Raw genomic sequence first — 12,875 nt, 5'->3', positions numbered from 1 at the left:
AAAAACGGGCGTGATCCCCAAAGGACCACGCCCGCTCCTAGAGGACGCCGCAACCGGCGACCGCGAACTACTCTGCGAAGTGCGACGACAGGAACCAGCGATCCTTGTCGAGTTCCTGCGCGATCGCGATCACCACATCCTGGCTCACGAGGTCGACGTCGTCGAGCCCCTTCACCGCGGCGTACACCGTTGCGAGCGTCGCATCGATCTGGGCGACGACCTCGCGCACGGTGACCTTCGACTGCTGGAAACCGTCGCTCAGCTCGGGGGTGGTCGCGCGCGCCGCGACCGTGCCGAGGCGTGCGTCGACGGGGAGGCCCAGAGCGACGATGCGCTCAGCGACGGTGTCCGCCGCGTTCTGCGCATTCGACACCACGGTGTCGAGGTACTCGTGCACGCCGATGAAGTTCTCGCCTCGAACGTGCCAGTGAGCCTGCTTGCCATTCACGGCGAGCGCGATGAGGTCGTGCACGACGGGGGTCAGGTACTGAGCCACACCGGAGGGACGGTGGAGGTCGCCCTGAGCTGCGGGAACAGTGATCTGCTTAGTAGACATCGAGTGGATCCCTTTCGTTCGTGTGACTGATTACCCTTCACATTACGCCGATTTCTCACGTGCGCAAGGAAGGCAAGGCTCCCTTAATACGCCCGGATTTCCCAGATGAAGCGCGGGATTGTCAGCCGATGACGCGGCCGAGCAGCAGCTCCGCGGATCGGCGCGGGCCGGTGAAGAACGGCGTCTCCTCGATCACGTGACGCCGCGCCTCGGTGGCACGCAGCTCGCGCATCAAGTCGACGATGCGCACCAGGTCATCCGCCTCGAACGCGAGCAACCACTCGTAATCGCCCAGAGCGAACGACGCGACCGTATTGGCGAGCACGTCGCCGTAATCCCGTGCTGCCATGCCGTGCTCCCGGAGCATCTTGCCACGATCGGCGTCGGGAAGGAGATACCAGTCGCGGCCGCGCACGAAGGGGTACACGCACAAGAACTCCTTCGGCGCGTCACCGGCGAGGAACGCCGGCACGTGGCCGCGATTGAACTCTGCTGCTCGGTGCACGCCGATGTTCGACCACACAGGAGAGAGGCGCCCCCGGCTCCACTCCCAGAGCGTTCGGTACGCGAGTTGCAGCGCGTCCGTCGTCGGCGCATACCACCAGACGAGCAGGTCGGCGTCGGCCCGGAAGCCGGAGATGTCGTACCAGCCGCGGGTGACGAGCCCGTCGATGCGTTCAAGGGCCGCCAGCACCTCCGACACGCTGCCCGGCGCTGCCCCCGTGCTCCCCGAAACCCGCCCGTCTGCATGGGTGCGGTGCTCCTTGAACACGGCGTACATCGTGAAGTTCGTCGCTGCATTAATCTCCTCGGCGACGTGCCGGTGGTCGACCTGCGGCCGGGCTCCCTCGTTCATGCGGCTTCCCTTCTGACGTGAGCACGCAGTGCTCGTACTCCTGATCGCTTCCGCCGAACGCCAGGCGCGAGGCCTGGACGCGCGGTATCAGCAGCACGCTATCACTCGGCGCCCTGTACATCTGATGTGGCCACCCGTCCGTCGAGGCGCGAAACGTTCCACCGCCACGCATATCGACGCACTCCTCTCCCATTCCGCGTCCGATAGCATTGACCCACCATCCATCCCCTGGTTCCAGAGGTTCGCTATGACCACTCCCGTGCGGGGCTCGCAGAAGGCGCGAGACACCCTCGACTACTTGCGCGAGAAAATCTCGTCGAGCGCGTGGGCCGTCGGCGACCTCATCCCCAGAGAGCCCGAGCTGATGGAGCTCATCGGCGTCGGCAAATCGACCGTGCGCGAAGCGGTTCGCTCGCTCGCCGCCTTTGGAATGCTGGAGACCGTGCCCGGCGTCGGCACGTTCGTGCGTTCGCGAACTCCCGTGAGCACGCTGCTCACCGAATTCCTCGGAGACCACGACCTCGAAGAGGTGCTCGTCTACCGGCGCTCCCTCGAGATTGAGGCCGCTCAGCACGCTGCTGTGCACCGGAGCGAAACGCAGCTCGAGGCGCTGCGCGCCGCGGCCCTCCGCGATGAGCATGCGGAACGAGACGAAGTCATCACGTGCGAGCAAAGCACGACCCCCGGCTCATTCCACCTGCTGGTCGTCGAGGCGAGCGGCAGCAAACTGCTGCTCGACCTGTATCTCGGCGTCATCTCCGTTCTGCAGCGCGCGCGCACGCAGGGCCGGGTGATCCTGGGCACCACGATCGAAACCATGCATCTCGACCACGGCGCCGTACTCCGAGCGATCGAAGCGCGAGACGTGCGCAACGCGGCGCACTCCATGGCCCTGCACGTCGACCGAGACCTCGGACTTCGCACGGACATGCTCGACTTCAGTCAGCACACGGAGCGCGCCGCCTCCCTCATCGGGGCGGGCTACGACCCCGGTGAGATCCCTGCACCCGTGCAGAATCCGCAGGCGGCCGCCGAGCTCGAAATCGATGCGCGCCGCGGCTAAGATGAAACGGTTGCCCAGGGGGCGTTAGCTCAGTTGGTTAGAGCACTGGACTCATAATCCATCGGTCGCGGGTTCAAGTCCCGCACGCCCTACTCCTTCGGTTCCCACCGCGCTCGCGGTGGGAGCTTTTTGCGTCGCTTGTAGGTGGGCCGGTCGGCGATCGTCGTCGGTCTCGGGTGACTGCAGTGAAGACCAGAGTGAGCAAGCCGACGGCGATGGGAGTCGGCATCGTCACGGTCACCGAAACTGGGAAGAACACCGCCCGAATCCCGCTCATCTCGCTCTGAATCGGCACGAATGGGGCGAGCAAATTATTGAGGGGCACGATGACGACCTGGGCGGCAAACATGATCGAGGGAACCCACTTCCACTTATCGAAGCTCTGCAGCGATCGCGCCGCGGCAACTGCGCTGATCAGCGCGACAGAAATGCCGATGACGATCGCAAAGGGTGAAGCTGCAGTAAGCCTCAGCGGTGCGCTGTCGTCGCCACCGAAAACCGTTGAAAGCGCGAGCCCTCCCCAGACAGGCAACCAGCCCGCGTAGAAGAGTGCGCAATATGCCGCAAACCGGCTACGGCCGAGTAGGCCCCGTGATGCCAGGACGGTAAGCGCCAACACGGTATATCCAGCGCTGATCAGAGCGAGAGAAGATACTTCACACCAGGCGGAGCCGGAGCAGTCGCCCGGATGGGCGGAGGAGTGTCTGCGGTCCGCACTCTCCAGCGACTCCTTGGAGAAGACCGCGAACGCAACGAAGTAGAAATCGATCAGTTGCGCCGCTTCCCCGGTTGCGGAGCGACGCCGGAATGGTTCGCCCCGAACTCGAACAAGTACGCCGCCGAACGTGAAGCGCTCCAGGAGATGTGAGGCACACGGAATGAGGTGCCGCACGGCACACGATTCTGAACGCGCACTAGACGCACGCCGACTCCCACAGAGCGATGTGAGACGCCGCAGACCGGCTTGGAGCGCCTGCTGACGAGCCCGTGTTGAAGCCAGGGTGAGGTACCGGCGACTTCATCCGTCAAGCGCGCCCGGGCCAGCCGGTGACGGGCGTGGAGCTTGACCCCACGACAGCAGGGGTCGCGCGACTTTTGCATCCCGGAGCGACGGCGCGAAACGAGTCTCTTGATGACACGTTCCTCGATTCCGACTGCACAATCACTTCATCATGAAATCTCTCCGGGGCACGGAGAAGCAGATGCCTTCGCGGAACGAGAGCTCGCTACCCGTTCCTCCCTGACGCACGTACTCGAGAGCAGCATGAGCGAGGGAGAGATCAAGGGGAAGCTGCTCACCCCCGCCCAGCGCATCGGATTGGATCGACAATCGCGGTACGAAATTTGAGACATTGCCCGTGATGCTCGCAGATCCCGTGCTCGAGGAAGACGAATAGGCTAATGAGAACCCGGTATAAGGGACACGACACCGCGACATGCGACGCGAGGGTTCCGGCGACGCCGCCGGAACCCTCGCGGAAGCCAATCAGTTGAGGTCGTCATTCTCTGGATACCGAGCGCAGGCCGAGAGCACAGCCAGCTCGGCGTGCTCCGGGAGGAGCCATCCGGTGTCAACCAGTTCGGCCGCGCGGCGCCGCGCTGAATTGCGGTATCCGTCGGGTCCGCCGTACCGTGCGTCCGCTTCCGCACGAGTAAATGGTACGTGTTCCCAGGCCGGCATGATGTGGCGCTCGCTCGGTACAACGCGCATAAAGGCGAGCGGGAGATCGATTTCGAGTGAGCGCAGCCCGCCGATCGCATGACCATCATTGTCGCGCACTGGCTCGATTCCTGAATAGTCAACTCCCTCGGGATCGCGTGCAAAGCCGAGCGGCACCTCGAAGGGAATCGGGTCTGCGCGAGGCGGCGCGACACCGTCGCTCCACGCGACGAGGTGCGAAACTGTCGTCGCGATCAACCATTTGCTGCCCTCGTTGCGCGGTGAATCATCGGCATTCAGCTCTGTGTCGGGGACATCACCGAGCCCCTGCTCACTGCGTCGGGCAGCGGTGGGCAGCAGGCCGGGCTCATGCCCTCGACCGGGAACGGGGTAGCATCGATAAGAATCGCCCGGCAAATCGCTATCAGGGCGGGCGTGCCAGAGGTGATGCTGCGCTTCATCCTCGCTGTGGTATTCGATAACGGGCACCGGCGGTCGAGTGATCGTGCGGCGGCGATCGTCGATGGGGACAACGCCCGCGAGCGCGCCCGCCGGCGCGAAGCTCTCGTCGAGCGACATCTCGCCATCGCGCTCCAGTTCGACGTACCCCATAGGCCCGAAGCCGCCGCTCGACACCCCAATGAGATAGCCATCAATAATCGGTGCTCCGCTGGGACCTGCAGGAGCCGACTTGCCAAGAGCCGCCGAGTGCTGCTCGTGCAGTCGTTCGGAGAGGTATGTGCGCAGAAAGCTGCCCGATTGCGACCATCCAGTGGCAAAGCGCCGAGATGGGGTGCGCAACCCCGGAAGCAATCCTCCCGCAGCGGGAAGGTGTGTGGTTGCGGCCACCGCACCGAGCATGTCCCAGATGGCACTGTCGTGGGGGAAGCTGAGTGAGGCATAGCGTTCAGGGTCACGCTGCCGCAGATCGGCGATGGTGACCGATTTGCAAGTGATGCCAAGGTAGGCGTCTCCTCGCTCCATGAGGTGATACCCCGCATCAGGCCAGAACATTGGGAAGTCAGAGCCCGTCGATGGGTTAAACAACTCGATGTGCACCACTCCGCTGAAATTCGCGTCGTTCCGGGGATGGATCGCAAGTATCCGAGTGGCGTACGGCTCAGATGCACCGAGCGAGCCGCGGGCGTTCCGGTACAGACGCGCGGTTCCTGACACCCGAAATTCCTCCACCGCATACCCTGCTTCGTCTAGCGGCGGATGCGGAAGCGCATCCCAGCCGTTGGGCGAAAGATAGGGTGGCGCTCCCCCGCCGGTCGAAATCGGCTGTACGTGAAGATCAAGCGAAATCATTTCAAGATCCCTTCCTTAACTTAAGAACAATATATGTAAATTTTATGTAAAGTCCATGAGTTTCCCACGAAACGTGAGACACTGGGTATTCACGTATCGAGGAGGTCCACATGACCAACCAGTCTCTGCAAGCCTGGTACGACAACTACTTGGCGACATTCAATGCCCAAGACCTTTCCGGGCTGGAAGAGTTCTTGGCCCCCCAGATCTACTTCGACTGGGGAGGCGACATGGAGGACCTCGATGGGCGGGAAGCATTCTTCGCCTTTTACCGAATCGCGTGGCAGCACTTCACTGAGCGGGTGAGGGGCACGGTTCTGGCGGCAGATGAGCACCACATCCGGGCCTTAGTCGAAAACACCATCGAGGTCACCCGGGATTGGCCCGACTCGCCGCTGCGCCCGTACACCCGGGGCGAAGTGATCCACCTTAAGGGCGAGATGACCTACACCCTGCAGGACCGCAAGATCACGCGTATTGCCTGACCACGGGCTGTGACTCTACTGGGTAGCTCCGAGCGCCGCATGGGCGCACGGGGCGCCCGGTAGCCCCGGCGTGAGCAAAGCCTCACACGCGGCGCCCCGCAACGAATGTCGCCTTCACCGCAATCGATACAAGTTCTTCGGGGGGTGCTGTTAAGGGATCAGCGGCAAACACGGTGAGGTCAGCACGAGCGCCTGGGGCAATGACACCTTCTACGCCATCCGCGCCGTAGATTGTCGCCACCGACTCGGTATAGGCCGCGAGCGCCTGTCGCGCAGTGACCGCCTCATCGGGTAGCAATGGTTCCATGTCCCCGCCCAAAGCGCGGCGGGTGCGCGCCATCGCCATCACCACTCGCGGGTCGGAAGGCCCGATCGGCCAGTCCGATCCGAAAGCGACCACTGCACCCGCTTCAATGAATGATCGAACGCGCGCGATCTGCTCGTGGCGGTCACCAAGGCGATGCATAAAGTGGTTCGAGCCGTCTGCGCCGAACGACATGATCGAGATTCCGGGCTGCATGCTCGCGATGGCTCCACTCTCAGCAAACCCGCGCACCAAATCGTCGTCAGCGATCTCGACGTGTTCGATGCGGTGCCTTGGGGCGTCTGCAGAAGCCGGAAGCGCGGCGATGACGTCCAACGCATGCCGCACCGCAGCGTCTCCGATCGCGTGCGTGGCCGAGGCGATGCCAGCGGCGTGGAATGCCCGCAGTGCCTCCGAGTAGCGCTCGGGATCATCCCAAACGGATCGTACCGACTCGCCGAGCGCGTCGGCCTCCTGCAGCCATGCCGTGCCGTTCTCGACCGTTCCATCCAAAAAGAACTTGACGCCTTCGATCGACCAGTTCCGACCCCCATGACCCTGCAACGCAATGATCTCGTTATACGAGTAGTCGCCGTCACGCACCTCGTTACGGTAGACAGGGGAGAACCGGACGCGTAGCGGCAGCTCGGTTTCCGACTCAATGAGCTCCAGAGTTTCGGCGCAGCTCGCATCGTAGGTGAGTGAATGGGTGGAGGTAATCCCTGTTGCAGCCATCTGTTGGAACAGTGCCAACAGGGCATCCGCCCGCTCCCGCACACTTTGCACGGGGGCGGCGCTCTCTACGAGCTTCATGGCAGCAAACTCTTTGAGGTATCCGGTCGGCGTGCCGTCAGGAGTGAGCACCACCTCGGCGGTGCCAGGGAGGTCCGCTGCTCCGAAGACACCTGCTGCTTGAAGCGCCAGACTGCTCGCCACGGCAGCGTGGAAGTCGAAGAGGCGAATGAATACGGGATTCTTGGGACTGCCGAGGTCGAGGGGCTCGCGTGCGGGATCGCCTGCGAAAGCTTCTGGTCGGAGGTTCCACCCGATAATCCACTCACCCGCTTTGAGGCGTGCGGCTTCTGCCGAGAGCGCCAACACCAGTTGATCAGTGTCTCGCACCTCCCCCAGGTCAATCCCGCGCACCCCGAGCAGCCCATGCACCGGGTGCGTATGAGGATCAGAAAGCCCGGCGCTGACTGTTGCCCCGGCGAAGTGGTGGCGCTCGCCGTTCTCGCTGAGTCGCCAGCGGTCCGCGTCATCGCCGCTCCCCAACTCGGCGACCTCACCTGAGCGCACACCGATGGCGGTCACACCGGTGGGACCGTGCTCGCCCGTGTCGATGCGTTTGGCCGTGAGGATCAGGTCGAACTCAGTATCTGGAGATGACATCACGCGGCATTCCTTCCCTGTGGCGGTTCCGCAGCCTGGAACAGCTGACGGGTGTACTCCTCGCGTGGCGCAGAGAAGATGGTTGCAGTGTCGCCGTATTCGATTAGCTCACCATGCCGCATCACGGCAACGCGATGCGAGAGGTGACGAATCACGGCAAGGTCGTGCGAAATGAAAAGCAGGGTGACCCCCGTGCGTGCCTGGATATCGGCGAGGAGATTCAGAACCTGGGCTTGCACCGACACGTCGAGCGCACTGGTGGGTTCATCGAGCACGATGAGCTCGGGGTCCGTCACAAGTGCGCGGGCGATGGCAATGCGCTGACGCTGGCCGCCCGAAAACTCCCGGGGGTAAAGCTCCGCTGCCTCGGCCGGGAGCGCGACGAGATTCAGACACGCGCGCACGCGATCCTCGACCTCATTGGCCCGCGCACCCTGGGCGCGTAGCGGTTCACCGATCGACCTCCCCACTGGGTGCCGGGGGTCGAGAGTGTCATTGGGATCCTGAAACACGATCTGCACCCGACGGCGATGCTCGCGCAGCGCCGCACCGCGCAACTGCGCGATGTCGATCCCGTCGTAGCGCACCGCTCCGCTCGTTGGGGATTCAATGCGCAGGGCAAGGCGAGCGAGCGTACTCTTTCCAGAGCCTGATTCGCCGACGACACCGAATGTCTCCCCGCGGCGCAACCCGAGAGAAATCCCTTTGAGTGCTTGGACGCGGCCAAACGGAGGCACCCGGTATTCCTTCGTTACGGCGTCGAAGCTTAGGAAGGTTTCGGGCTGCAAGGGATCTGGCTCGTAAGTCAGCACCTCGGGCGGCACATCGACTGTATCCGCGTTGGGAGCCATCGCTTCACTCACCACGCTCAATCGGCTTCGGGGCGGGATGTGCGGCCCTGGCGCGCAGAGCACGAGGGCTGCCGTGTATGCATGTTTCGGATTGCTGAGCACTTTCGCGGGTGGCCCTTGTTCGACGATCTTCCCCCGGTACATGACATTGATGCGGTCGCAATTCGCCCCGATCATGGTGAGGTCATGCGAGATAAGCAGGATACTCAGGTTGAGCCGGTCTTTTAGCTCCATGAGGAGGTCGAGGATCTGCGCCTGGACCGTCACATCGAGCGCGGTCGTCGGCTCGTCAGCCACCAGCAGCGCGGGGTCTCCGGCGAGAGCAATCGCGATCATGACCCGCTGGCGTTGACCGCCCGAGAGCTGGTGCGGGTACTGCCGCATCCGAATGTGCGGATCGGGCATGCGAACGAGTTCGAGCAACTCGAGCGCACGCTCGCGAGCCGCGCGTCGGCCCGCGAGCCCGTGAATCAACATCACCTCGATGATCTGATCCCCGATCCGCATGACGGGGTTCAGCGCAGTCATGGGTTCCTGGAACACCATCGACGCCACCCGGCCGCGCAGGTTGCGCAGTTCGCGGGGCCCAGCTCCGAGCATTTCGTTGCCTGCGACTTCGAGGTGTCGAGCCGTGACAATCGCCTGCGGAGGCAATAACCCCATCGCAGCCATAGCGATCGTCGACTTTCCCGATCCCGACTCTCCAATTACGCCCACCACCTCGCCCGGCGCTATGTGAAGAGAAACGTCATCGACTACCGGGCTGCCCGGCTGGTAGGCGACGCTGAGGCCCTCGATATGGAGTGTGCGCTGCTGGTTCATTGCTCTCAATCCTTGGTTCGAGGGGTTTCCGCCGAATCGCGGAGACCCCATCACCACTTCGTTCGCGCCTATTGCTCGATTGACGCGTTCTTCAGGTTGATCCTTCCCATGAACGGGTCAGGGGTGTAGCCCTGCACCTTTGGCGAGAGGTACTCGTACCCCATCACGCTGGAGGCCGGGATCAGCAGCAGTACCTTGTCCGTGATTTCATTGGTAGCTTGCTGCACGAGCGCGCGTCGCTTGTCGACGTCGGGCTCGTGGATCATCTGCTGCACAAGTGCGCGCGCAGATTGAGCGTCGGGATTGTCGCCCCAGAAATCGAGCACGCTGCCGCTGGTCGCTGCGAAGTACCCGCTGACGTCGGACTGCGCGATCATCGGGATCAGCAGCAGTCCGGACGGGGCCGGCGCACCACCGAAGATCGCGGTGATGTTCGACCACGCTTCGGCTTTGAGGTTCAGGGTGATACCTGCCTGCTTGAGCTGCTCCTTGAGAACCTCGAGCATTGGCACGTCAGCCGCACTGATGTCGCCGGCGTAGGTCAGGTCGATCGTGACGTCGCTGTAGCCGGAGCCGGCGATCAACCGCTTGGCCTCTGCGAGATCGTACTGGTAGTAGGGCGCATCAGCGGGTTCCTCGTCGAGTTTGCGGGGATCGCCGGGCGGCACGGGCAAAGCCAGCGAACCCTGACCACCCATACCCACCTCAATGAGCTCCTCACGATTAATGGCGAGCGAGACAGCGCGGCGCACATCGATGTTCTCGAGCGGCGTGCCCGCTGCCGAAATCATGAGATTCATATTGCGCAGCGCGGGCGAGGCGCCAGGCACGAAACCCGCCGCTTTCGCTTGGTCGGCGATGACCGGATCGGAGATGTCAGCGGCCTCTACAAGACCCTGCTGCAGCATCGCCAAACGAGCGGAGTTGTCACTCGCCTGCACCCATTCGATGCCGTCGAGCTTGACCTTGTCGGCGTCGCGGTACCCCTCGTTCTTCTTCAGGATGAGTTTGACCCCGTCCTCCCAGCTCTCGAACGCGAACGCTCCAGACCCGTTAGCGGAGCGCATGCGCTCGTCTTCGGAAGTAGTCTCGTACCAATCCTTGCTGAAAATGAACATCCCCGACCACGCTGACGCGATCGGCAGGAACGCACCGTTGGGTTCATCGAACTGCACTTCGACTTTCCCATCATCGGTTGCTCGGGCCTCGCGGAACCCCGCGAGCTGATCTGGCGCTCCCGGTGCGGCCAGGGATACCGAATACGCGACGTCCTCCGCTGTAAGCGGCGTCCCATCGGCGAAGCTGACGTCATCACGAATCGTGAAGACAAACGTTTTCCCATCGGTGGCGTCCCAGTCGGTCGCGATGCCCGGCTGAAGTGTTCCGTCATCGTCCACCGTCAGCAGCGTTTCGTACATCTGCGCGAGCACGATGCGATTGGCCAGCGGCTGCGTTCCATTCACCGGGTCAAGACCACCGGTCACGGGGAGGGAATCGACGCCGTAGCGCAGCACTCCCCCGCTGGCGGAACTCTCCTGGGATGCGGCATCAGGGTTCCCGCTACAGGCAGTGAGTGTGAGCATCGCAGCGAGCGCGGCGCCGATGCCGGCTCGAAGTAGCATGCGTTTCTTCATGGGAGATTACTCCATTTCTTGGGTACGGATGGTGCGAGTCGTGGGGCGCTGCGGAGGCGATTCGTCCCCGGATTTCCGCGGGCGTGCCGCCCGCCCGGGTCGCGACCCTGCGAGCAGCGCGATCATTGCCATGAGGACGTTGCGTCGGCGCGTGGTCCCACTGCCAATCGACTTTTGCAGCCCGTCGGCGAGCAAATTCCAGGCGACCACTTGCAGGAGAATGAGTAGCGAAGGCAGCACGATCAGGTAGGGGTACGTAAGCATGTACTTCTGGAACTCGTTGACCATGCGGCCTGCCGAGGGGTTCGGTGGCTGCACACCCTGTCCGAGGTAGCTCAGGGTTGCCTCGACGAGCACGGTTTGGCCGGCTACCCCGGCCATTGTCACCAGCAGCGGGGTGGCCACGTTCGGCAGGATATGGCTGACGGCGATGCTCCAACGCGACCGGCCTGCAATCTCAGCCGCCGTGATGAAGCCTCGCTCCTTGATCGCAAGTATTGGACCGCGCATGATTCGAGTCAGCACGGGCGCGAAGAGAACCGTCATCGTGAGCAGCAGGGTGACGGTGCCGGGTCCGAGAATCGCTTTGATAACCAGGGCCATCAGCAGACCGGGGATCGAGAGCACCAGATCTGTGGCGCGCATAATGAGACTGTCCCAGATACCACCGAAGTAGCCGGCGATCAGCGCGAGGCCGATTCCGACTACCGCTGCGAGCAGCGTCGCGACGACCGCGAGTTGCAGCCCACCGAGCGCGGCCGTTGACAGGCGCGCAGTCATCTCCCGGCCGAGGTTGTCGGTTCCCAGCAAGTGCTGCGCAGACGGAGCAGAGAGTGCGTCGGGCCCGTAGCTTTCCGCGTCGACACCAGGCAGAAGACTCGAGAGAGCGAAGAGCACGAGGCCAACGAAGAGCCCCAATCCAATCCGAAGTTCCCAGTTCCCCTCGCGCCGGCTTGCTCGACGACTCGGTCGCAGTGCTGTGATGTTCACTTTTTCACCAGCCTTACTCTCGGATCGATCAATGGATAACTGAGGTCGACCAGCAGGTTGATCAGGACGTAGAACGCCCCGAGAATCACGACGTAACTCTGAATCGCGGGGTAGTCGCTGGTGTTCATGGCGGCAATCAGTGCGGTTCCCATACCGGGCAGCGTGAACACGTTTTCGACCACGATGGTGCCACCGATGAGCAGCGCCATTGTCGTTCCGACGACGGTGACGACCGGGATGAGGCTATTGCGCAGGGCGTGCCCGAACACGAGTCTTAGTTGCGATGCTCCCTTGGCTCTCGCCGTCCGGATGTAATCCTGATCAAGCGCGTCGAGGAGTGAATTGCGCACGTAGCGTGTCAGCACGGCGCCGCTGCCGAGTCCCAGCAGCATCCCCGGCACCAGCAGCGATGCGAGGTGGCCGGTTGCACTCTGCTCCCAGCTCTGGTAACCGAGAAGCGGAAGTCGCAGGGTGAACGAGTTTACGACCACCACGAACGTCGCCGCGATGAATTCAGGGAGGGAGATCAGTAAGAACGCGAGGGCACGAATGGAGACATCGGGAACGCGGCCTCGCCAGAATGCCGCCGCGGTGCCGAACGTTAGTCCAAAGAGCACGGCGATGACCGTCGCGATCAATGCGAGTTCGATCGTTACCGGTAGACGGCTCGCGACCTGCTCCTGCAGGAGTACGGGCATGGTGAGCGAGCGGCCGAGGTTTCCGGTGAGCAGGCCCCCGAGCCAAGTGAGGTACTGCTCGGGCCACGGTCGGTTGAGGCCCAACTGCTCGCGGATCGCGGCGATCTGCTCGGGCGTGGCCGAGTCGGTATCGACGATGTTCGCGACTGGATCGCCGGGAATCAATCGCACGATCAAGAAGCAAAGGATCGAGAGAGCGAAGAGCACTCCGATTGATGCGGCAAGCCTTCCCGCGATATAACGCAACACGGCG

At 63.1% G+C, this 12,875-nt stretch carries 11 protein-coding genes and 1 tRNA gene; 4 read left to right on the top strand and 8 right to left on the bottom strand.

The features are described from left to right. Nucleotides 1-67: 67 nt before the first annotated feature. Together WFH23_RS06510 and hemQ are read right to left on the bottom strand one after the other, a co-directional pair. Complete coding sequence (locus WFH23_RS06510) at nucleotides 68-556, bottom strand: Dps family protein (protein ID WP_090148718.1); 489 nt, start codon at nucleotides 554-556, stop codon at nucleotides 68-70. Between the two features lie 121 nt (nucleotides 557-677). Further along, nucleotides 678-1,412 (bottom strand): hydrogen peroxide-dependent heme synthase, encoded by a 735-nt coding sequence (hemQ, locus tag WFH23_RS06505; protein ID WP_336661994.1) that lies wholly within the window; start codon nucleotides 1,410-1,412, stop codon nucleotides 678-680. Between the two features lie 247 nt (nucleotides 1,413-1,659). On the opposite strand from hemQ, the gene WFH23_RS06500 reads away from it, so the two are divergent. The 3 genes from WFH23_RS06500 to WFH23_RS06490 all read left to right on the top strand — a co-directional run bounded on the left by WFH23_RS06500 (nucleotide 1,660) and on the right by WFH23_RS06490 (nucleotide 3,020). Next, complete coding sequence (locus tag WFH23_RS06500) at nucleotides 1,660-2,475, top strand: FadR/GntR family transcriptional regulator (protein WP_090148712.1); 816 nt, start codon at nucleotides 1,660-1,662, stop codon at nucleotides 2,473-2,475. An 18-nt stretch (nucleotides 2,476-2,493) separates the two neighbouring features. Then, nucleotides 2,494-2,567, top strand: a tRNA-Ile gene (locus WFH23_RS06495). Between the two features lie 234 nt (nucleotides 2,568-2,801). Next, on the top strand, nucleotides 2,802-3,020 hold the full coding sequence (locus tag WFH23_RS06490; RefSeq protein WP_336661993.1) for a hypothetical protein: 219 nt from the start codon (nucleotides 2,802-2,804) through the stop codon (nucleotides 3,018-3,020). A 941-nt stretch (nucleotides 3,021-3,961) separates the two neighbouring features. Here WFH23_RS06490 and WFH23_RS06485 read toward each other — a convergent pair. Then, on the bottom strand, nucleotides 3,962-5,446 hold the full coding sequence (locus WFH23_RS06485; protein ID WP_336661992.1) for an alpha/beta hydrolase domain-containing protein: 1,485 nt from the start codon (nucleotides 5,444-5,446) through the stop codon (nucleotides 3,962-3,964). Nucleotides 5,447-5,556: 110 nt separating this feature from the next. Between WFH23_RS06485 and WFH23_RS06480 the strand changes: the two genes are divergently transcribed. Then, on the top strand, nucleotides 5,557-5,931 hold the full coding sequence (locus tag WFH23_RS06480; protein ID WP_336661991.1) for a nuclear transport factor 2 family protein: 375 nt from the start codon (nucleotides 5,557-5,559) through the stop codon (nucleotides 5,929-5,931). An 82-nt stretch (nucleotides 5,932-6,013) separates the two neighbouring features. On the opposite strand, the gene WFH23_RS06475 is transcribed toward WFH23_RS06480, so the two are convergent. From WFH23_RS06475 to WFH23_RS06455, 5 genes are all read right to left on the bottom strand, one after another. Next, a complete protein-coding gene (locus WFH23_RS06475; protein ID WP_336661990.1) occupies nucleotides 6,014-7,627 on the bottom strand; it encodes an amidohydrolase in 1,614 nt (537 codons plus the stop codon). Next, entirely contained in the window at nucleotides 7,627-9,300 is a 1,674-nt protein-coding gene (locus tag WFH23_RS06470; protein WP_336661989.1) for an ABC transporter ATP-binding protein, read from the bottom strand. Before WFH23_RS06470 ends, WFH23_RS06475 begins: the two co-directional genes overlap by 1 nt. Before the next feature lie 68 nt (nucleotides 9,301-9,368). After that, nucleotides 9,369-10,934, bottom strand: coding sequence for an ABC transporter substrate-binding protein (locus WFH23_RS06465; protein ID WP_336661988.1), 1,566 nt, complete (start codon nucleotides 10,932-10,934; stop codon nucleotides 9,369-9,371). Nucleotides 10,935-10,940: 6 nt separating this feature from the next. Continuing rightward, entirely contained in the window at nucleotides 10,941-11,924 is a 984-nt protein-coding gene (locus tag WFH23_RS06460) for an ABC transporter permease (RefSeq protein ID WP_336661987.1), read from the bottom strand. Continuing rightward, complete coding sequence (locus WFH23_RS06455; RefSeq protein ID WP_336661986.1) at nucleotides 11,921-12,871, bottom strand: ABC transporter permease; 951 nt, start codon at nucleotides 12,869-12,871, stop codon at nucleotides 11,921-11,923. The genes WFH23_RS06460 and WFH23_RS06455 overlap by 4 nt, the downstream gene beginning before the upstream one ends. Between the last annotated feature and the right edge of the window lie 4 nt (nucleotides 12,872-12,875).

Source organism: Leucobacter sp. USHLN154 (genome assembly GCF_037145595.1).
GTDB classification, from domain to species: domain Bacteria; phylum Actinomycetota; class Actinomycetes; order Actinomycetales; family Microbacteriaceae; genus Leucobacter; species Leucobacter alluvii.
Note: the sequence above shows the minus strand (reverse complement) of the source record. Positions and strands in the feature narration are given on the sequence as shown.